Source organism: Micromonospora sp. CNZ286, assembly GCF_014207755.1.
This window is the reverse complement of record NZ_JACHIZ010000001.1, coordinates 1,327,314-1,347,764: the sequence shown is the minus strand read 5'-3', so window position 1 is coordinate 1,347,764 and position 20,451 is coordinate 1,327,314. Positions and strand designations below refer to the sequence as shown.

The window sequence follows — 20,451 nt, the reverse complement described above, 5'->3', positions numbered from 1 at the left end:
GCGCGGGGGTCGCCACGACGGCGACGCGCCGGCGCCACCACTGGCCGGGCGTCCGCGTCGCCATCCGCGCCGTCGCCCCGGAGGTTCCGATGATCCCGTCCCCGCCGCCGGGCCCGCGCCTGCTCGGGCCGCTGCTGGCCGAGTTGCGGGCCGCCCGTGGCTGGAGCCAGCAGCGGCTGGCCGCCGAGCTGTGCGCCGCCTCCGGCGTGCCCACGCTGACCCGCAACGAGGTGTCCCGCTGGGAGCGCCAGCTGCGGCTTCCCGGCGACTTCTGGTCCGCCTGGCTGGCGACGGTCCTGGGGGTGCCGGGCGAGGTGCTGGCCGGGGCCGCCGCGCGCAGCCGCCGGCTGGGCGTGGCGCCTGCGGTGGTCGACCCGGCCGGGTCCAGGGCCCGGCTGGCCCTGCTCACGCTCGCGTACCGCTGGGCGGCCGACCCGGGCGGCCGCACGCCGGCCGGCCCGTTCGCCGCCGCGCCAACGCCGCTGCCCGGCCGTCCCGGACGGGACGACGAGCACCGGACCGGCCGTCCCGCCCCGCGCATGTCCGTCGCGGACGAGTCCGGGCCGCTCGGCGTCCACGTCCTGCGCGGGCCGGACGACGAGCCCACCGGTTCCGGTCGTGGTCACCCGGCGGACGGGGTGACGCTCGCCACGCTGCGGCGCTGGGACGACCTGCTCGGCGGCGGCGACCTCGCCGGGCACGGCGCCCGCCGGCTGCGGCAGGCGGTCCGCGGCTACCGGCGCGCCGGGCCCGCCGGCCGTCGCGCGATGCTGCCCGCGCTCGCCGAGTCGGCGCAGCTCGCCGGGTGGCTGGCCGCCGACGCGGGCGACCTCGGCGGGGGCCTGGTCGCGTACCGGCTGGCGCTGCGGGCGGCGGTGGCCGCCGGGCAGGCGCCGCTGGCCGGGCACGTGCTCGCGTCGGCCAGTCACCTGCTGGCCGACGCCGGCGACCCGGCCGGCGCGCTGGTCCTGGCCCGGATCGGGTACGCCGCCGGCCGTGCCACCGCCTCGCCCGGCCTGCGGGCGCTGCTGCTGCACCGGGTGGCGCTCGCCGCCGCGCTCGCCGGGCGTCCCCGCGCGGCCGGGCAGGCGCTGGCCGGTGCCGATCGGGCCGGCACGCCGGAGCCCGGCCGGGAGCCGCCCTGGCTCTACTGGCTCGACGCGGCCGAACTGGCGGCGATGACCGGGCGCACGCTCGTCGCGCTGGGCCGTCACGCCGCCGCAGTGCCGCTGCTGACGCCGGTGGTGGGCGCGCGGGGCCGCCCGCGCCGGTCGGCCGTGTACGGCGGCTGGCTGGCCCGCGGGCACCTGGGCCTGGGCGCGGTGCCCGAGGCGTGCGCGGTGGCCGGCGAGGCGCTGCTCGACGCGGTCCGGTCCGGATCCCCGCGGGCCGTCGGCCAGCTCACCGCGTTCCGTCGCGGCCTGGCGCACGCGCCGCCCGGTCCGGCCACCCGGGGGTACGCGCGACTGGTCACCGCGGCCCGCCCCTACCTGCCGTCCGGCGTGCCGCGCCACCTGCGCGACAGTCCGCGCCGGTGAGCCACGAGGCACGCCGGGGCGGGGGCGCGGCGGGAACGGGTGCGAACCGCTAGCGTCGTGGCGTGACCCACGCTGCTCCCGTATCCCCCGTCGACCGTGCCGGCCTGCGCCAGCGGATCGACAAGGCGCTCACCGAGTTCCTCGCCGGCCAGCGCGGCTGGCTGACCGCCGTCGACGACGGCCTGCTGCCCGTCGCCGAGGCGATCGAGGCGTTCGTGCTGGGCGGCGGCAAGCGGCTGCGTCCGGCGTTCGGCTACTGGGGTTACCGGGGCGCCGGCGGGGTCGACTCCGACCAGGTCGTCGCCACCCTTGCCGCACTGGAGTTCGTGCAGGCCAGCGCGCTGATCCACGACGACCTGATGGACCGGTCGGACACCCGGCGCGGCGAGCCGGCGATGCACAGGCGGTTCGCCGCCCGGCACCGCACGGCCGGCTGGGGCGGCGACGCGGACTCCTTCGGCGACGCCGCGGCGATCCTGCTGGGCGACCTGTGCCTGGTCTGGTCCGACGAGCTGCTGCACTCCTCCGGCCTGCCGCCGGCCACCGTGGCCCGGGCCCGGCCGGTCTTCGACGAGATGCGTACCGAGGTGACCGTCGGGCAGTACCTGGATGTGCTGACCCAGGCCACCGGGGACACCTCGCTGGACCGGGCCGCCAAGGTGGCCCGGTACAAGTCGGCGAAGTACACGGTCGAGCGCCCGCTGCTGCTCGGTGCCGCGCTGGCCGGCGCGCCGCCCGAGGTGCACGCCGCGTACTCGGCGTACGGGCTGCCGCTGGGTGAGGCGTTCCAGCTCCGCGACGACGTGCTGGGGGTGTTCGGCGACCCGGAGCGCACCGGCAAGCCGGCCGGCGACGACCTGCGCGAGGGCAAGCGGACGTACCTGGTGGCGGCCGCACTGGAGGCGCTCGACCCGGCCGGCCGGGAGGCACTGCTGGCCGGTCTCGGCGTACCGGACCTGGACGCGGCCGGGGTGGACCGGCTACGTGAGCTGATCACGACGAGCGGCGCGCTGGATCGGGCCGAGCGGCACATCACCGCGCTCACCGAGAGCGCCCTGGCCGCGCTCACCGCTGTCGACCTGGACACCGAGGCCCGCCAGGCCCTGGTCGACCTGGCCATCGCCGCCACCCGCCGCCCCGCCTGACCGCCCCCTCGCCCCCTCGCCCACCTGCCCCACCCGCCCCGCCCCCGCCCCCGAAGCGGTCGATCATGAAGTTGGCGGCAGTTTCGGAGATCGACTCCGCCGCCAACTTCATGATCAACGAGAACGGTGAGGCGGTCCTCGGGGTTAGAAGGCGACTGCCTGGGCTCGGCGTTTCACCTCTCGGGCCAGGTCGCCGCCGAGGGCTACGGCGGGGGTGCCGGGAAGAGTGGGGTCCTCCCGGTAGAGCCAGCGCAGCGCCTCCTCGTCGTCGTAACCGGCGTCGGCGAGCAGGTTGAGCACTCCGGGCAGGTGCTTGAGCACGGTGCGGTTGGCCACCAGGTCGGCCGGGATCCGGCGGACGCCGTCGCGGCGCACCGCGATCAGCTCACGGTCGCGGATCATCTGGTGCACCTTGCTGATCGACAGGTCCAGGCGCTCGGCCACGTCGGGCAGCGTCAGCCATCCGGCCGGGTCGGCCGGTCCGGCCAGCTCGGGGCCGGTCTCGGCGGGTACGGAATCGGTCACCCGACCACCCTGCCACGTGCCCGCCGGACCCGGTGCACGGCACCCCGCACCGCCGCCGGGAGCGCGGCGGTCCCCCCTTGTCGCAACCCGGCGGTAGCATCCTGTTCTACCTTCATCCCTCCGACACATAGACTGCCTGCCGATGGACACACAGGTCGCCGACACGTTGCTGGGCTCGCTGATCGAGGGGCGCTACCGCATTCGCGGGCGCGTCGCCCGTGGCGGCATGGCGACCGTGTACACCGCCACCGACGAGCGCCTGGAGCGCACCGTGGCGGTCAAGATCATTCACCCGACTCAGGCGCCGCAGGCCAAGGCCCGGATGGCCGGCTTCGTCGAACGCTTCACCGACGAGGCGAAGACGATCGCCCGGCTCACCCACCCGAACGTGGTGGCGGTCTACGACCAGGGCATCCACGCCGGCCTGCCGTACCTGGTGATGGAGTACGTCCGCGGCCGCACGCTGCGCGACGTGCTCGCCGAGCGCCGCCGGCTGAACCCGGACGAGGCGCTCGCGATCACCGAGCAGATGCTCGCCGCGCTCGCCGCCGCGCACCGGGCCGGCCTGGTGCACCGCGACGTCAAGCCGGAGAACGTGCTCGTCGCCGAGGTGCCCACCGGCGGGAGCCGCAACCTCGTCGACAGCGTGGTCAAGGTGGCCGACTTCGGGCTGGCCCGGGCCGTCGAGGCCAGCGCCGAGGACGAGAACGGCAACCAGCTCATGGCGACGGTGGCGTATGTGGCGCCGGAACTGGTCACCCAGGGCCACGCGGACCCTCGCACCGACGTCTACTCGGCCGGCATCGTGCTGTTCGAGATGCTCACCGGCCGGGTGCCCTACGACGGCGACCGTCCGGTGGAGGTCGCGTGGCAACACGTCGACCGGGACGTACCGGCGCCGTCGACGCTGGTGCCGACGCTGCCGCCGGCTCTCGACGCGCTCGTCGCCCGGGCCACCCGGCGCGATCCGGCCGGCCGGCCGGCCGACGCCGCGGCGCTGCTGAGCGAGGTGCAGGCGGCCCGCGAGGAGTTGGGCAACCCGCACGCGCACACCACTGTGCTGCGGCAGCTCAGCGACGACACGGCGGTCCTGAGCCAGCCGACCCAGGTGGTGGCCGCGCTCCAGCCGGTCGAGCGCCCGGCGTGGGCACGGCTGCCCGAGAGCGGCGCCGCGCAGCGCCCGCACCGGCGCCGCGCCGTCGAGGAGGACGGCCCGGGGACCGGGTTCGCCGCCCTGCGTACCCGGATCATGGGCTCGCCGCGCGGACGGCTGGCCGTCGCCGCGGCGGTGGTGGTGCTCGGCCTGGTCGCCGCGGTGGGTGGCTGGTGGTTCGGCGTGGGCCGCTACACGGTGGCGCCGCAGATGGTCAGCTTGACCAAGGCCGACGCGGAGGCGCAGGCCCAGCGCGGCGGCTTCACGCTGAAGTACGCCACTCCGCGCCACGACGAGAACGTCCCCAAGGACACGGTGCTCGGGCAGTCCCCGGGCTCGGCCGCGCGGATCGTCAAGGGCGGCACGATCACGCTGACCCTGTCGCTCGGTCCGGAGCGGCTGCCGGTGCCGGACGTGGTGGGCAAGGACTACGCGCTGGCCCAGGCCGAGCTGGAGGGCGCCAACCTGGTTGTGGCCAAGGGCTCCTCCCGGTACGACGACACGCTGCCCGCGGGTGTGGTGCTGGCCACCGACCCGAAGGTGGGCACAGTGGTCAAGCCCGGGGCGAAGGTGACGGTGATCCTCAGCAAGGGTCGCGCGCCGGTGACGGTGCCCAACCTGGTCGGCAAGAGCCTCGCCGAGGCGCGCACCATCCTCGCGCAGCTCGGGCTGAAGCCGGTGGAGAACGTCAAGGACTCCGACAAGCCGAAGGACGAGATCCTCGGCCAGAGTCCGGCCGACGGCACCGGCGTGGAGAAGGGCGCCCAGGTCAAGCTGGAGATCAGCAAGGGCCCGCCGCAGGTGGCCGTCCCCCGGGTGGTCGACATGCCCTGCCAGCAGGCCAAGCAGACGCTGGAGAGCCAGGGCTTCCCGGTCAACGTCCAGCTCAACCCGAACGGCATCGTCCGGATCCAGAACCCGGTCGAGAACACGCCGGTGCCGCCGGGTACGACGATCACTGTGACGTGCCTGTGAGCGGATGTGACGGACGCCGGCGGGTGGGGTCGCACACCCCCACCTCCGGCGGTCTGGCTCGGGCGGCCCTGCCGTACGCGGACGCGGCCGAGTCCGAGGTGGTGCAGGTCTACGTCTCGAACTCGCGCGGCTGGGCGCTGCCGGCCGGCGACCCGGCGCAGGACGCGTTGTTCCGCGACGGGTGCGGCGAGCGCGGGCTGCCCGTGTTCATCCACGCCTCGCTGCTGGTCAACCTCGGCTCCCCCACCCCGGCGACTGTGACCCGGTCGGCGGAGACGCTGGCGCACGCGCTGCGGCGGGGCCGGGCGATCGGTGCCGAGGGCGTGGTGTTCCACGCCGGCAGCGCTGTCGACGCCGGTCACGCCGATGCGGCCCTGCGGCAGGTCCGCGCGGCGCTGCTCCCGCTGCTCGACGAGATCGCCGCCACCGGCGGGCCGATGCTGCTGGTCGAGCCGAGCGCCGGGGGCGGCCGGTCACTGGCGTCCCGGGTCGAGCACCTCGGCCCCTACCTGGACGCGGTCGACCGGCACCCGATGCTCGGGGTCTGCTTCGACACCTGTCACGCCTGGGCGGCCGGTCACGACCTGGCCGCCGAGGGCGGCATGACCGCCACGCTCGACACGCTGGTCGCCACGGTGGGCGCGGACCGGCTGCGGCTGGTGCACGCGAACGACTCGAAGGACCTGTGCGGCTCCACCCGGGACCGGCACGAGAACATCGGCAAGGGCACCATCGGCGAGCCGGCGTTCGCCGAGCTGATGCGCCACCCGGCGACCGCCGGGGTGCCCGTGCTGGTGGAGACCCCCACGGAGAAGCACATCGGCCACGCCGCCGACATCGCCACCCTGAAGCGCCTCCACCCCTGACGGGTCCGCCCGCCCCCTCGCGGGGCGCAGTGGGGCCCGCGGGTCAGGCGCGCAGGGCGGTGTTCAGGATGGTGGCGGTGCGGTCGATCTGCGCGTCGGTGACGTCCAGGTGGGTGACCAGCCGGGCGGTACGCGGGCCGAGCACCGAGATCAGCAACCCCTCCGCCCGCGCGGCAGCCGCCAGCGCGTGCGCGTCCAACGGGTGCTTGGTCAGGTCCAGCGGCACGATGTTGGTCCGCACCACCGACGCGAGCACGCCGTGCGGGGCGACCGCCTCGGCCAGCCGGGCCGCCTTCACGTGGTCGTCGGCGAGCCGCTCGACGTGGTGCGCCAGCGCGTACCGGCCGGCGGCGGCGAGGATGCCGACCTGCCGCATGCCGCCGCCCATCCGCTTGCGCAGGAACCGCGCCCGGGCGATCTTCTCGGCACTGCCCACCACAAGCGAGCCGACCGGCGCGCCGAGGCCCTTGGAGAGGCACACCGAGAGCGTGTCGAACAGCACGCCGTACTCGGCCAGCGGCACCCCGTCGGCCACGTGCGCGTGCCAGATCCGCGCGCCGTCGCAGTGCAGGGCCACCCCGTGCTCGTCGGCGACCTCACGCATCCGGCGCAGCGTCGGCAGCGGGATCACCCCACCGCCGCCCCGGTTGTGGGTCTGCTCCACGGCGATCGCCCGCGTGGGCACCGCGAAGTAGCCGTCCGGCCGGATCATCCCGGCGACCACGTCGGGGTCCAGCTCCGCGCCCACCGCGGGCCAGGTCCGCGAGGAGATCCCGCCGTACGCGGCGGCGGCGCCGACCTCGTACGTGACGACGTGCGCGTCGGCGTCGCAGAGCAGCTCGTCGCCGGGTGGTACGTGCAGCTGGAGCGCGATCTGGTTGGCCATCGAGCCGCTCGGGGCGAACAGCGCCGCCTCGTGGCCGAACAGCGCGGCCACCTCGGCCTCCAGCGCGGTGACCGTCGGGTCCTCGCCGTAGACGTCGTCGCCCACCTCGGCGGCGGCCATCGCCTCCCGCATCCCCGGCGTCGGCCGGGTCACGGTGTCCGTCCGCAGATCGATGACGTCAGCCACTGTGCCTCCTCCGGCTGCCGACTGCGGGGCTCGCAAGCTCACTCCTCGCGTCAGCCACGGAGCATCTCCGCCACCAGGAACGCCAACTCCAGCGACTGCTGGGTGTTCAGCCGGGGGTCGCAGGCGGTCTCGTACCGGTCGGGCAGGTCGAGATCCTCGATGCCCTGGGCACCGCCGAGGCACTCGGTGACGTCCTCGCCGGTCAGCTCGACGTGCAGGCCGCCCGGGTGGGTGTCCAGGCCCCGGTGCACCTCGAAGTAGCCGAGCACCTCGTCGACGATCCGGTCGAAGTGCCGGGTCTTGTAGCCGTTCGAGGACTCGTGCGTGTTGCCGTGCATCGGGTCGCACTGCCAGACGACCTTCGCCCCGGCGGCGGTGACCTTGGCGACGATCGGCGGCAGCGCGTCGCGGACCCGGTGGTTGCCCATCCGGCTGATCAGCGTGAGCCGGCCGGGGATGTTGTCCGGGTTGAGCTTCTCGCAGAGCTCGATCGCCTCGTCCGGGGTGGTCGTCGGGCCGAGCTTGACGCCGATCGGGTTGGCGATGCGGGAGATGAAGTCGATGTGCGCCCCGTCGATCTGCCGGGTCCGCTCACCGATCCAGAGGAAGTGCCCGGACAGGCCGTACGCCTTGCCGTTGGAGATCCGGGTCAGCGCCCTGTCGTACTCCAGCGCCAGCGCCTCGTGCGAGCAGTGCAGCGTGACGGTGCGCAGCGCCTCGTCGTCGGTCATGCCGCAGGCGCGGATGAAGGCCAGCGCCCGGTCGATCTCGCGGGCGATCGCGTCGTAGCGCTCGCCGGCCGGGGACCGCCGGACGAAGTCCTTGTTCCAGTCGTGCACGGCGTGCAGGTCGGCCAGCCCACCGGCCAGGTACGCCCGGAGCATGTTCATCGCGGCGGCCGAGTTCGCGTACGCCCGGATCATGCGCTGCGGGTCGGCGACCCGCGCCTCCGGCGTGGCCTCCAGGGAATTGATCATGTCGCCGCGGTAGGCCGGCAGGCCCCGGGCGTCGGTCGGCAGGGACCGGGGCTTGGTGTACTGGCCGGCGACCCGGGCGACCTTGACCACCGGCAGCGACGCGCCGTAGGTGAGCACGATGGCCATCTGGAGCAGCGTGCGGGCGTTGGCGAGCAGGTGACTCTCGGTGTTGTCGGCGAAGGTCTCCGCGCAGTCACCGCCCTGGAGCAGGAACGCCTTGCCCTCGCAGACCAGCGCGAGCCGCTGCCGCAACTGGTCGACCTCGTAGGGCGCGACCACCGAGGGCACCGTGTCCAGCACCCGGCAGACCTCGGCGACCTGGGCCGGGTCGTCCCAGGGCGGGGTCTGCGCGCGCGGCAGCTCCCGCCATCGGTCGAGGCCGAGGGCCGCGTCCTCGGCGGAGTCGGCGGTCGGGCGGCTGGTCTGCAGACCAGGGCTGCCCACGGCGGGGTGACTCAGCTGATGCCACTCATGGCGCATGAAGGAAAGCGTACGGCGACCGTCGCGATCACTCACCGCCGAGGGGGATGGTTCCGGTCACTGGGAGGACACCGGCGAGGGCGCCATCGCCGGCGGCGGCGGCCCCGCCGGGTCGGCGGTCGGCTCGACCGCGCGCTCGCCGGGCGCCTCGCCGGAGATGCACCAGTCCGCGCCGTTACGGGTGACGGTGAACAGCAGCGACCGGGCGGCCTTGCGCGAGCCGGCGGCAACAGTGATCGAGGCGCTGACCTCCTGACCGTTCGGGCCGGAGCGGACCTCGGTGATCGTCGCCTCGGGCACCGTGAAGTGGTCGGCGAAGTCGCCGTTCGGGCCGGTGGCGGCGGAGTCGAAGGCGGCATGCATGGGCGCGCAGAGCTGGCTGCGGCCGGCGGCGGCGTCGCGGGCGGTCAGCGCGTCCAGGTACGCCTGCACGCGTTCCCGGCTCTTGGCCGCCGCCTCCTCGGCCGGAGCCTTCCCGGTGGGCGGGGTGTCGCCGCTCTGGCTCCCGGATCCGCAGGCGGTCAGGGCGGCCGGCAGGAGCGCGAGGAGGGCGAGCCCGGTGAACCGGCCCCGGTTGCTGCGACCCATCTGTCCTCCCGTCGCGTGGACTCGTCGAGCGGCGAGTGTGCCACATCCGGCCAGATCGGCCGGGTGACTCCCCATCCTGACCCGGATCGGCGCGCTCGGCCAGGACGGCACGCGGGCGGGGAGGGGCCGGTGCGGCCCCTCCCCGCCGGGTGGGTGGTGCGTCGGCCCTCGGCTCAGCCGAGACCGCCCTTGATGGCGCCGATCAGCTCACCGTTGCTGGTGTCACCGGAGAGCTCCCAGAAGAACGCGCCACCGAGGCCCTGGCTGTTGGCGTAGCTCATCTTCCCGCCGATGGTCGACGGGGTGTCGTAGCTCCACCAGTTGCTGCCGCACTTGGCGTACGCCGTGCCGCCGACGGTGCCGGTGGCCGGGCAGCTGTTCTTGAGCACCTTGTAGTCCTCGATGCCGGCCTCGTAGGTGCCCGGGGCCGCGCCGGTGGCGCTGCCGCCGGGTGCGGCCTGGGTCACACCGGTCCAGCCGCGTCCGTAGAATCCGACGCCGAGCAGCAGCTTGCTGGACGGTACGCCCTTGGACTTGAGTTTCTGGATCGCCGCGTCCGACCAGAAGCCCTGCTGTGGGATGCCCGCGTAGGAGTAGAGCGGCGAGTGCGGCGCGGTCGGCCCCTGGGCGTTGAAGGCGCCGAAGTAGTCGTACGTCATCGGCATCAGCCAGTTGAGGTTGTTCGCGGCGCCGGCGTAGTCGGTGGCGTCGATCTTGCCGCCGTTGCTGCCGTCGGCGGTGATCGCCGCGGTGACCAGGAAGCTGGAGCCGAACTTGCCCCGCAGCGCCGAGATCACGTTCTTGAACGCGTTCGGGCCGCTGCTGTCGCACTGGAGGCCACAGGCGTTCGGGTACTCCCAGTCGATGTCGATGCCGTCGAAGACGTCCGCCCAGCGCGGGTCCTTGACCAGGGAGTAGCAGGAGTCGGCGAACGCGGCCGGGTTCTGCGCGGCCTGGGTGAAGCCGCCGGACCAGGTCCAGCCGCCGAAGGACCAGAGCACCTTCAGGTTCGGGTACATCTTCTTCAGCTTGCGCAGCTGGTTGAAGCTGCCGCGCAGCGGCTGGTCCCAGGTGTCGGCGACGCCGTCGACGCTGTCCGCCGCGGTGTACGCCTTCTCGTAGTCGGCGTAGCTGTCCCCGATGCTGCACCGGCCGCCGGTGGTGTTGCCGAAGGCGTACAGGATGTGGGTCAGCTTCGCCGCCGAGCCGCTCGTGTGGATGTTCTTGACGTGGTAGTTGCGGGCGTAGACGCCCCACTCGGCGAAGTAGCCGACGATCTTCTTGCCGCCGGGCGGCGGCGTGGTCGGCGGCTGCGTGGTCGGCGGGGTGGTCGTCGGCGGCGTGGTGGTGGGTGGCGTGGTGGTCGGCGGCGCCGTGGTCGGCGCGGTGGTCGTCGGCGTGCCGCCGCCGGTGCAGGAGCCGCCGTTGATCGTGCAGCTCACCGGTGCCTTGTACGCGCCGGTGCCGTTGTAGCCCCAGCTGAAGCTGGCGCCGGGGGCGAGCGTCGACGCCCAGCTCTTGTTGACCGCCACGTAGCGGTCACCGCTGCGGGTGATGTCGGCGTCCCAGGAGCTGCTGATCGAGGTGCCGGAGGGCAGCGTGAACTCGATGCGCCAGCCGTTGAGGGTGGAGCTGGTGCCGTTGGTGACTGTCACCCGTCCCTCGTGGCCGGTCCCCCAGTCCTGCACCTTGGCGAACGTGGCGGTGACGCTGCCGGCGGCCGACGCGGTGGTCATGGGCACCGCGGCGACCGCGAGCGCGACCACGGCGCCGGTGGCCCACAGGGCCCGGCGGAGCGATCTCTTCATACGGCGTCCCTCCAATAGTTAGGAAACTTTCCAAATTGATTGCTGAGACGCTACTCACGCCGTCACCACTTCGTCAAGATGTAGATGCATCGATTTCACGGGTGACGCGGGACGGTGGGCGCGAGGGGTCGTAGCCTCGTCCCATGACCGTTTTCGACGTCCAGATCGACGCCCTCACCGGCGGCCCGGCCGACCTCGGCCGCTACCGCGGCCGCGCCCTGCTCGTGGTCAATGTGGCCTCCCGCTGCGGCCTCACCCCGCAGTACGCGGGCCTTCAGGAACTCGCGGACACGTACGCCGGACGCGGGCTGACGGTGCTCGGGGTGCCGTGCAACCAGTTCGCCGGCCAGGAGCCGGGCAGCGCCGCCGAGATCGAGGAGTTCTGCCAGGTCAACTACGGCGTGACGTTCCCGCTGACGGAAAAGGTCGACGTCAACGGGCCGGACCGGCACCCGCTCTACGCGGAGCTGGTGTCCACGCCGGACGCCGAGGGGCACACCGGCGACGTGCGCTGGAACTTCGAGAAGTTCCTCGTCGCGCCGGACGGCACGGTGGCCGCCCGGTTCGGCCCGCAGGTCACGCCCGAGGATCCCGAGCTGCGCGCGGCGATCGAGAAGGTCCTGCCGGCCTGACGGGCGCAGCCGGGGCCGGCTGCCGCCCCGGCTACGCCGCGCAGGGCCGCGACGGCACCGCGGACTTGCTCCGCAGGATCCGGTACGTCCCGGACGAGGTAGTTGAGAGCTCGTACCGGACCTGCCACAGCGTGCAGGTCTCCTGCGGGCGGTTCTTCGGCCCGTAGCCGGGGTCCTGAGTGCTCCGGAAGGTCACCACGGCCGCGACCACTCCCTGGCCGACGTCGGTCAGCGAGCGCAGCACCACGTCGGAGTCGTGCGTGGTGACGAGCTGACGCCCGAACCGTTCCACGGCCCCGCCGTCGTCCGGGTCGAGGACGTCCCCGGCCGGATCGAACATGGCCGCGGCCGCCGGATAGTTTCGGTTGTTGACGGCGCTGAAGTAGGCGTCGAAGGTGCGGGCGACCTCAGCCGCTCGCGCGTCCACCACGCCCGCCTCGATCGTCACGAGGCCGACCACGGCCGGTGACTCCGAAGGGGACGGCGTCAGCTCCCACGGATCGGCGCTCGCCGGGTCGGACGAGGGCGCATCCGTGCCTGCCCCCGGGTCGTCCTCAATCCTGTGCGTCTGCCCGGGCGACGGGTCGGCGCCCGGCACGTCGGCGTCGTCCCGCACCAACCACAGGACGCCACCGGCCCCGAGTGCGATCGCCAGGCTGACGACGGCGGCGACCAGCATGGCGCGCAGGAACGCCCGCCGCGGTTCCGGCCCGGTACTGGGACCGTCCGACCCGTGGCCGTCGTCCGGCTCGGTGAGGCGATCCAGCTCGGCGACCCGGTCCGGCTCGATCACCACCTCCGGTCCGGTCACAGCGACCCGCTCGTCGTCGACGGGCACCGGCAATTCGAACGGCTCGGGGCCAAAGCCCAGCACGGTGCCGGGGCTCCGGGCCGGCGCGGTGACGTCGCTCTCGGACGTCGTGGGCTCGTCACGGCCCACCGGTTTGGACCTGCCGCTTGCCAACGGGGCGAAAGGCGCGGCGCAGACCGGGCAGAGCGACGCGGCAGACGGAACGACCGAACCGCATTCCGCGCATTCTCGAACAGACATCGGCAGCTCCCCGCGTCCTCGGGAGAAAGAATTCGCCCGAGTGAATCGGAAACGGTTGTCGTCGCGCAACACCGAATCGCGACTGTGTCCTGTTCGACCGCAACTCCGTCCGGCCGTACGAACGGATCGGCCCGTCGAACCCGGCGAGCGGTACCTACGGCCACTTTCCCGCAGAGGGCGGGAACTCATAACGTGGCTGACCCCGGACCATCGTCATCGATTGGTGATCACATGACGAGCACGATCGACGGTGACAGGAACCCGACAGAAACGACGCGATTCTTCACGCATAATCCGCCGCGCGAACGACAACAGGCTCCGATGTCGCCGACCACCCGCTATTTGTGCGGAGCGGCATACCGCAGTGAGCGATTCGCCGATGGAGTAATCGCCGAACTGATCGACGACGGCCATCGGGCCGTCGTGCCGACCATCGGGTACGACCTGGAGCCGATCCTGCGTCACTGCTACCACGCACGGCATCTCTGGCTACTCCAGAACGCGCTCGTCTCGGCGATCCTGCTGGTGGGATTCTTCGCTGCGACCTGGTCCACGGTCCTGCTGGCCGGCATCGCGTTCCTGGCGAACTTCCTCAGCCCGCCCGCCGAACGGGCGGACCGGTCGACGGCATACCTCGTGCTCGGCGGCCTCGCACTAGCGGCGCTGGTATGGACGATCGGCCCACCGCTGCTGGTCCTGCTCGGCCTGTCCAGCGGCACTCCGCCGGACACGTCGGCGCCGTCGGAGCTCACCACGTCGTACTGGCCCGTGCTCTGGTGGCTGATCGGGCTCGGCCTGAGCGTCCTGGCCGTCGTCGCCCTCGCCCGCGCGACCGTCCTGCGGATCTTCACTCGCGACCTGGCACCCGGCGCACGTCACGAACCGCCCGAGGTGACCAACCCGGCGATCCTCCGCCGGATGAAGACCGTCGCTATCGCACAGCACGGCAACGTCGTCCTCCACTCAGGCTACGACCCGTTCCTCGGCAGTGGCCATGTGGTCCGCGCCTGGTCGGTGGCGATGGAGCTGAAGCGGGACCGAGGGCCCGACGGGCACCGGCCGACCGTCACTGACCCTGTCGCCGTGGACCCGGTGGCGCTGAACCGGCACGTCAAACGACGCCTGGCGGCGCTCGGCTCGATGGAGTTGCCGGCGCACGAACGCATGACCGGCCTCGTGCTGCGGGACCAGGTTGTGGCCTCGGGCGCGCAGTGGCGGAACTATCCCCTCATCGACGCGGGAGGCCGGCAGCCCTTCTCGCATGCCTCGCCACAGGCAGTCGAGGCGATCATCCGTGCGCCGCAGCCGAGCGTTCGCCACTTCCTGCGGGCGAGCGTCGGCGCCGACATCCGTGAGGCGACCGGGAACGCCGGAGACGTCATCATGCCGGCCGAGTACCAGAACGTCGTGGTCTCGACCTTCACACACATTGCGGTCGAGGGCGGCATGCTCTACGTGGAGAGCGTCTCGACGGTCCTCGGGCCGATCCGGGAGAAGTTCCTCGACCTGGATCAGCACGTCGCGAGCGACGGCACCTGGTGGGAGCCGTTCCGCGAGGCCCTGCGACTGTTCGGCGCCGCCATCCTGACCGCCCCGGTGCGGCTGGTGCGCACCGTCGTCCGCGCCATCGGCGCCAACCGCCGGATGACCCGGGCGGACCGGGAGACCGAACAGCTTCCCCGGTACGACTTCGGCGCCCGGGCCGAGGTCCGGCAGCTCGCCTCCGCCAGCCGGCCGGTGACCTATCTGCAACGGCTGGACGCGGAGAAGTACAGCAAGCTGATGGAGCGGCGGGTCAGCGAGGCAGTGCTCGGCTACCTGGCCGGCCAGGGCATCGACACCTCCGAGTACGAGACCCGGATGAACGTCTTCAACAACCACGGCGTCTTCATCCGCGGCGACAACCACGGGCCCGCAGCCGCCGGCCCCGGAGCCACGGCGCTGCTGGACAACGGCGGCGGCAAGCGAAAGGCGAAGAGCAATGACGCAGGAGGACGGTAACCGGGGGGTGGTCATCCATGGATCGTCCATCGGGCCGGTGGCGGTCGGGCAGAACGCCACCGCGAATCAGATCAACCAGACCGGTGATGCCTCGCTGCCGGCGATCCTGGAGGAGTTGCGGAGGACCCGGCGGTTGATCGAGGAGAACCGGTCCCAGCTGAACGAACCGGAGCTGGCACTGGAGGAGGTCGACGACATCGCGGACCTGATCCGGCAGGACCAGCCGGACCGTAAGCGGATCATGGCCAAGGTGGACCGGCTGGTCAACCGCCTCAGTGCCATCGGCGGCATCGCCGGGGGCACCTGGGGTCTGAGCCAGTTGATCACGCAGTTCCTTCGCTGACAGTCCGGCGCCCGGCTGTGCTCCGGCCTCACCGAGGACAAAGCACAGCCGGGCGGACCGGGGTCAGCCGGCGGCGGCCCGGAAGACCGGGTAGTAGCCGCCGGACTGCCCGGCGGCCGTCGGGTGGTACGACTTGCTCAGGCTCAGCACGTTCAGCGCGTGCAGCCACTTCGTTCCGTAGCTGCACAGCTGGTGGCCGACGAAGATGGAGCGGACGTCGGCGAAGGTGAAGCCGGCCGAGACGGCGGCCGTGCGGGTGATGTCGTCGAGCAGGTTGATGCCCTCGTTGATCTTCGCCCGGGACGTCGCGCTGAGCCCGACGCAGGGAGTGCCGAGCTGGTAGAAGACCGGGTAGCCGACCACCACGACGCGGGCCGAGGGCGAGCGGCTCTTGATGCCGTTGTAGACGTTGGCGAGCCGGCCCGGCATCGAGGTACGGGCCACGTTCATGGCGGACTGCACGGCCGCCACGCACTGGGTCTCCCCCTGGAGCACGCAGGTGCTCATGATGTTGGCGAAGCCGACGTCGTTGCCGCCCACAGTGACGCTGACCAGCGTGGTGGTCGACGAGAGCGCGGAGAGCTGACTGTTGATGACGTCCGCCGTGGTGGCGCCGGAGCAGGCGACCGAACGGTACGACGCGGGCTTGATATTGGTGTTGTAGAGCGCCGGGTAGGCGTTCGTGCTGCGTAGACAGTTACCGCTCTCGGAGGTGTAGCTGTCGGCGCCGACGCCGGAGGCGTACGAGTCGCCGAGCGCGACGTAGCGGTCGGACGGGGCCGCCTGGGCGGGGGCGGCCAGAGACAGAGTGACCCCGACCGAGGCGGCCAGAGTCAGGGCGAGGGTGGCAAGACGGGATCTCCGCACGTCGCACTCCTGGAGGCGTGAAGTGGTGGTGAGAGATAGATATCAATAAGATCACACCGCATGGAAGATCACCGATTTGCGGTCGGGCGCGCATAGCGACTTACGCCTACAAATCGTTGCCGGTTTCGCGGACCGGGATGAAGGATTGTTCCGCCGGGAACGTCAGGCGCATCGCCAGGTCGGCAGGGCGGTCAGGCAGGCTCGACTGTGTCCGCGCCACCGGTACGCCGGGTCGGTACTGACGTCGAAGACGCCGACGACCCGCTCATGCCGCGGAGCACCGACGACCCGCTCATGCCGCGGAGCATCAGCCCGCGCAACCGCACCAGCTCGTCGGCGTCGGACGGCACCGCCCGGCGCGCGTGTCCCACGGGCCGGCTCAGACCGGACGGCGGCCGGCGAACCCGCACTCGACCCGGTGATACCACCGGATGTCGGTGTCCCCCTCCAGCCAGCACCAGAGCACCGCCCGGCCGTCGCGCTCACCGGGGAAGTCGAGCAGCACCGGGGCGATCCCCTTGACCGCGATCTCATGCTGGTGGAACTCGTCCACCACCACGTGCAGCCGCGCCTCCAGCGCCTTCACCTCGGCGAGCCCGCCGAGCGCGCTGACGCCGTGGTCGGCCAGGTCGACCCGCAACTCGGCCAGGTCGGCCCGCAGCCGGATCAGCTCGTCGACGCGCGGCCGCAACGTGGCCACCAGGTGACGCGCCTGGGCGAGAGTGAACACCGGGCCAGTATGCGGCACGACCCGTGTCGTCCGGGTCACCGCCCAGCCGCACGTCACGAGCGAGGGCGCGGACCTGACTGCCCGGGAGGGCTGGACCGATCTGGTGTTCTGCGGCGTGGCCACCGAGAGTTGCGTGCTGACATCAGCTGTGGACGCGGTTACACGGACGGATCCCAGGCGATGAGCTGATCGAAGATGCGACGGTCGCCTTCGAACTTCAGGGAATCCAGCGGTATGCGGCCGTAGAAGAACAGGACCAGGTCACTGGCTGTGCCCCGGGCGGAGACGTCGGCCGTGTCCGGGACCTCGCCGGCAGCGGGCGTGAGGTGGGCGACCTGCGCCCCGTCGGCGGACAGCCGGAGGCGCCAGGAGCGGCCCTCGATGGCGTGGTAATCGACGACGGCGGGCTGGTGTGGCCAGGCGACAGTCGTCGCGCAGAGGGTGAACTGGCAGTCGTCGAAACCGTCGAGGGCGACCTCCTCCGACAGCGGCTGGGGGGGTGCCCACCGTGAGCTGGGCGTCGTAGGTGTGCACCGCGATCTCGGGAACCTGGCGCCGCGCCCAGGCACCAGCGGTTTGCGGTGACGGCGAGTCATCCCACCACGTCCAACATCCGCGATCCGGGCCGGCCTCACCCAGCGCCCTCGTCAACTGCTCGACGGACTCGGTCCACCAGGCAAGCAATGCCTCGCGTTCCCGGGGCGCACCCTTGCCGTCCTCCCAGGCCGACTTCTCCGGAGGCCCGTCCGCAGGCCCCGCGGCGACGATCGCGGCTGTCTTGCGGCGGCCCGTACCCACGTGCTGGACGAGATCGAACAGGGTCCGCTCCGGATGGGTCGGAACCTTCATGTCGAGGCTGGGCGCCGCGGCGACCGCGATACGGAAGGCGGTCGACCGTTCGTCGATGAGCCGCAGATGATCGGAGAACGTCAACGTCTTGTGCACGTCGGCTTTCTACCAGTGCGCCCGGCGACCGGACAGCGGTTTTCGCAGCCAGGTTGTCAGGACTGAACCCGTTCCGCCTCCTGCACGAACGTGTCGCTCCGGCGCGCCCCCATCCGGTCCAGCTCGTCCAGCACCGCACCCACCCCGTCCGCACCCACCAGCACTGTGACGCGCAGCCGGGCCGACAACGGCTGGTCCTGCCAGTAGCCGCGCGGCAGCAGGCTCGCCTGCGGCGTCGTGGTCGCCACGGCGGCGTCGCTGACGATGACCGAGATCGCGCCCGCGCGCAGCAGCGCGTCGCGCAGGTCGGCGCTGTTCGCGGCCGGGTCCGGTTCCAGCAGCGCGGTGACCACCCGTACCCGCTGTCCGGGTGGCACGGACGGTTCGCCGGCCGGCGCCGCGGCGGTACGACGCCGGGGCGCGCCCGGCGCGGTCAGGCTGGTCACGCCGCCAAGGTGGTACGCGTCGGCGCCCTGCTGCGCCTGGTCCAGGCGTTCCTGGTCGGCCGGCGGCACACGCAGGCCGATGAGCGCCTGCACCCCGGCGGCGATCAGCCAGGTCAGGACGAAGGAGAACGCGACCACGCTCACCACGCCGACGAGCTGGCGCCACAGCAGGCCGCCTCCGCCGCCGAGGAACAGCCCGTCGGCGCCGAGCGGGTTGACCCCGCGGTTGCCGAACAGGCCGAGCAGGAGCGTGCCGAGCATGCCGCCGACGAAGTGCACGGCGAGCACGTCGAGCGCGTCGTCGAGGCGCAGCAGGTACTTCAGCTTCAGCGCGAAGTGGCAGACCAGGCCGGCCAGCGCGCCGATCGCGACGGCCGAGGCCGCGTTGACGTACCCGGCGGTCGGGGTGACCGTGGCGAGGCCCGCGACCGCGCCGGAGACCGCGCCCACGACTGTGCTGTGTCCGTCGGTGACGCGTTCCAGCGCCAGCCAGACGAGCATCGCCGCGGCGGCGGCCAGGTGCGTGTTGAGGACGGCCTGGGCGGCGAGGCCGTTGGCCTGGAGGCCGTCGCCGCCGTTGAAGCCGAACCAGCCGAACCAGAGGATGCCGGCGCCGACGATGGTCAGCGGGATCGAGTTCGGCGGCGCGGCGGTGTGCGGCCAGTCCCGGCGTCGGCCGACGACGAGCAGGACGGCGAGGACGGCGGCGCCGGCGCTGGCGTGCACGACCAGCCCGCCGGCCCAGTCCTGGGTGCCGAACTTCGCCAGCCACCCGCCGGGGTGCCAGAGCCAGTGCGCGATCGGCGCGTAGACCACTATCGACCAGACCGCGAGGAACAGCACCCAGCCGCCGAAGCGCAGCCGGCCCGCGGTGGCGCCGGTGACGAGCGCGGGTGTGATCACCGCGAACATCATCTGGAACAGCACGAACGCCAGCGTCGGGATGGTGATCCGGCCGTCGACCACGTGCAGGTTGGGTGCGGGCGGCACCTTCAGGTCGGTGAGCCCGAACAGTTCCAGGTTGCCGAACAGCCCGCTGCCGGCGTCGTCGCCGAAGGCGATCGTGTAGCCGACGAGCACCCAGGTCAGGCTGACCACGCCGAGCGCGATCATGTTCTGTTGCAGCATCGCCAGCACGTTGCGGGTTCGGACCATGCCGCCGTAGAACGCGGCGAGCCCCGGCGTCATGAACAGGACGAGGCCGGCGCAGACGAGCACCCAGGCGGTGTCACCCGCGTTCGGAGCGGACACGGTTTCCCTCCTTCTATCGCAGGTTGACGGAGTCGCGGACGGTGTGCAGCACGGTGTCCTTCACCCGTTCGTGGTTCGGCACCGGCGCGAAGTGCCGGTCCGGCAGCAGCAACAGCCAGGTCGCGATGTTGAACGGCCCGGTCAGCACCGGGATGCCGAGCGGCGTGAGCATGGTGGTCAGCGCCATCTGCACGAACAGCGTCAGCGCGATGCCGAACAGCGTGTAGACGGTCACCAGCGCGCCGGGGCGGTTCGCGACAGCGCCCACCACGATCGCGGTCAGCACCGCGTTGAAGGCGAACAGCCCCTTGTCCAGGGACGCGCCGTCGGCGCCGAACCAGAGCGCCAGCAGTGTCGCGCCGACGGCGCCGATCACCGCGAACAGCGCCGACCACCGGGAGTTGATCAGCAGGGCGACGAGGATGAGCAGGCCGGTGACCCAGCTCTCGATCAGGTAGACCTGGGACACGCCCTTGAAGAAGACGGGGATGAGGCCCCAGTCGAACGTGCCGCCGGTCAGCGATCCCTCACCGGGGAACTTCGGCGTCAGCTTGGTGAGCACTGTGAACCTGTCGAACTGGTACGCCGCCATCAGCAGGAACCAGGTCGTGAGCACGAACGGGAACGTGTAGGCGGTCAGGTTCCAGCGTTTGAAGACGGCGTTGAGGGCGAGCGTGACCACCACCGTGCCGATCGCGCCGAGCACGAGGTAGAGCCACATCAGCGGGCGCTGGTCGAGGAACGTGGGCACCGCGAGCCCGGTCAGCAGCGGGCTGAAGCCGAACAGGCCCTTGCGCCAGCTGGACATGTCGACCCGTAGCGCCAGCGCGGTCGCGGTGCCCACGACCAGGCCGAGCACGCCGCCGCCGAACACGCGGGGCGTCCCGTTCTCGAACGCGCCCCAGGCGAGCGCGATCAGGATGAGCAGGCCGCTGAGCGGGTTGTTCTGGAGCACCACCTGCGCGGCGCCGCGCAGGCCGGCGTCGACGAACCGGACCAGCGGGTTCCGGTCGGCCAGGTGGCGCCAGCCTCGTCCGATGTCGGCCATGTCGCTGCCC

General features: G+C 72.3%; 19 protein-coding genes and 1 pseudogene. 7 read left to right on the top strand and 13 right to left on the bottom strand.

Annotated elements, in window-relative coordinates:
* Positions 1-89: 89 nt before the first annotated feature.
* Together FHX31_RS06450 and FHX31_RS06445 are read left to right on the top strand one after the other, a co-directional pair.
* Positions 90-1,538 carry an NsdA family TPR-like regulatory protein gene (locus FHX31_RS06450; RefSeq protein WP_184975454.1) on the top strand — a complete coding sequence of 483 codons (1,449 nt, stop codon included), beginning with the start codon at positions 90-92 and terminating at the stop codon, positions 1,536-1,538.
* A 62-nt stretch (positions 1,539-1,600) separates the two neighbouring features.
* The gene (locus FHX31_RS06445) at positions 1,601-2,683 is read left to right on the top strand and encodes a polyprenyl synthetase family protein (protein WP_013287636.1); all 1,083 of its coding nucleotides are present in this window, start codon (positions 1,601-1,603) and stop codon (positions 2,681-2,683) included.
* Positions 2,684-2,827: 144 nt separating this feature from the next.
* Here the strand turns inward: FHX31_RS06445 and FHX31_RS06440 are convergent, their stop codons facing one another.
* Positions 2,828-3,208 carry an Rv2175c family DNA-binding protein gene (locus FHX31_RS06440; protein WP_013287637.1) on the bottom strand — a complete coding sequence of 127 codons (381 nt, stop codon included), beginning with the start codon at positions 3,206-3,208 and terminating at the stop codon, positions 2,828-2,830.
* Between the two features lie 142 nt (positions 3,209-3,350).
* On the opposite strand from FHX31_RS06440, the gene pknB reads away from it, so the two are divergent.
* Positions 3,351-5,336 carry a Stk1 family PASTA domain-containing Ser/Thr kinase gene (gene pknB, locus FHX31_RS06435; RefSeq protein ID WP_145751796.1) on the top strand — a complete coding sequence of 662 codons (1,986 nt, stop codon included), beginning with the start codon at positions 3,351-3,353 and terminating at the stop codon, positions 5,334-5,336.
* Entirely contained in the window at positions 5,333-6,202 is an 870-nt protein-coding gene (locus FHX31_RS06430; protein ID WP_184975451.1) for a deoxyribonuclease IV, read from the top strand. Before pknB ends, FHX31_RS06430 begins: the two co-directional genes overlap by 4 nt.
* A 43-nt stretch (positions 6,203-6,245) precedes the next feature.
* Here the strand turns inward: FHX31_RS06430 and FHX31_RS06425 are convergent, their stop codons facing one another.
* From FHX31_RS06425 to FHX31_RS06410, 4 genes are all read right to left on the bottom strand, one after another.
* Entirely contained in the window at positions 6,246-7,220 is a 975-nt protein-coding gene (locus tag FHX31_RS06425; RefSeq protein WP_402881415.1) for a threonine aldolase family protein, read from the bottom strand.
* A gap of 104 nt (positions 7,221-7,324) precedes the next feature.
* Positions 7,325-8,731, bottom strand: a complete 1,407-nt coding sequence (locus FHX31_RS06420) for a class II 3-deoxy-7-phosphoheptulonate synthase (RefSeq protein WP_013475760.1) — start codon at positions 8,729-8,731, stop codon at positions 7,325-7,327.
* Positions 8,732-8,788: 57 nt separating this feature from the next.
* Positions 8,789-9,319, bottom strand: coding sequence for a hypothetical protein (locus FHX31_RS06415; RefSeq protein ID WP_184975445.1), 531 nt, complete (start codon positions 9,317-9,319; stop codon positions 8,789-8,791).
* Positions 9,320-9,492: 173 nt separating this feature from the next.
* Entirely contained in the window at positions 9,493-11,127 is a 1,635-nt protein-coding gene (locus tag FHX31_RS06410) for a glycosyl hydrolase family 18 protein (RefSeq protein ID WP_184975442.1), read from the bottom strand.
* A 143-nt stretch (positions 11,128-11,270) separates the two neighbouring features.
* Between FHX31_RS06410 and FHX31_RS06405 the strand changes: the two genes are divergently transcribed.
* Positions 11,271-11,759: a glutathione peroxidase gene (locus FHX31_RS06405; protein ID WP_013287644.1), complete on the top strand. Its 489-nt coding sequence runs from the start codon at positions 11,271-11,273 to the stop codon at positions 11,757-11,759.
* Positions 11,760-11,790: 31 nt separating this feature from the next.
* On the opposite strand, the gene FHX31_RS06400 is transcribed toward FHX31_RS06405, so the two are convergent.
* The gene (locus tag FHX31_RS06400; protein WP_184975440.1) at positions 11,791-12,699 is read right to left on the bottom strand and encodes a hypothetical protein; all 909 of its coding nucleotides are present in this window, start codon (positions 12,697-12,699) and stop codon (positions 11,791-11,793) included.
* Between the two features lie 342 nt (positions 12,700-13,041).
* On the opposite strand from FHX31_RS06400, the gene FHX31_RS06395 reads away from it, so the two are divergent.
* Together FHX31_RS06395 and FHX31_RS06390 are read left to right on the top strand one after the other, a co-directional pair.
* Positions 13,042-14,811, top strand: a complete 1,770-nt coding sequence (locus tag FHX31_RS06395) for a hypothetical protein (RefSeq protein ID WP_184975437.1) — start codon at positions 13,042-13,044, stop codon at positions 14,809-14,811.
* Positions 14,792-15,154 (top strand): hypothetical protein, encoded by a 363-nt coding sequence (locus FHX31_RS06390; protein ID WP_184975434.1) that lies wholly within the window; start codon positions 14,792-14,794, stop codon positions 15,152-15,154. The genes FHX31_RS06395 and FHX31_RS06390 overlap by 20 nt, the downstream gene beginning before the upstream one ends.
* Before the next feature lie 63 nt (positions 15,155-15,217).
* On the opposite strand, the gene FHX31_RS06385 is transcribed toward FHX31_RS06390, so the two are convergent.
* The 7 genes and pseudogenes from FHX31_RS06385 to yut all read right to left on the bottom strand — a co-directional run bounded on the left by FHX31_RS06385 (position 15,218) and on the right by yut (position 20,441).
* Complete coding sequence (locus FHX31_RS06385; RefSeq protein WP_013287645.1) at positions 15,218-16,021, bottom strand: SGNH/GDSL hydrolase family protein; 804 nt, start codon at positions 16,019-16,021, stop codon at positions 15,218-15,220.
* Between the two features lie 191 nt (positions 16,022-16,212).
* Complete coding sequence (locus FHX31_RS06380) at positions 16,213-16,392, bottom strand: hypothetical protein (RefSeq protein ID WP_184975432.1); 180 nt, start codon at positions 16,390-16,392, stop codon at positions 16,213-16,215.
* A gap of 8 nt (positions 16,393-16,400) precedes the next feature.
* Entirely contained in the window at positions 16,401-16,751 is a 351-nt protein-coding gene (locus FHX31_RS06375) for a DUF2203 domain-containing protein (RefSeq protein WP_041784221.1), read from the bottom strand.
* Between the two features lie 158 nt (positions 16,752-16,909).
* Positions 16,910-17,347 carry a hypothetical protein gene (locus FHX31_RS32540; protein ID WP_402881403.1) on the bottom strand — a complete coding sequence of 146 codons (438 nt, stop codon included), beginning with the start codon at positions 17,345-17,347 and terminating at the stop codon, positions 16,910-16,912.
* A pseudogene (locus tag FHX31_RS32535) lies at positions 17,325-17,696 on the bottom strand (maleylpyruvate isomerase N-terminal domain-containing protein); the annotation flags it as partial. The pseudogene FHX31_RS32535 and the gene FHX31_RS32540, both read right to left, overlap by 23 nt.
* 56 nt (positions 17,697-17,752) lie before the next feature.
* Positions 17,753-19,393, bottom strand: a complete 1,641-nt coding sequence (locus tag FHX31_RS06360; protein WP_184975429.1) for an ammonium transporter — start codon at positions 19,391-19,393, stop codon at positions 17,753-17,755.
* A gap of 13 nt (positions 19,394-19,406) precedes the next feature.
* Positions 19,407-20,441, bottom strand: coding sequence for an urea transporter (gene yut, locus FHX31_RS06355; protein WP_030273918.1), 1,035 nt, complete (start codon positions 20,439-20,441; stop codon positions 19,407-19,409).
* Positions 20,442-20,451: the final 10 nt, after the last annotated feature.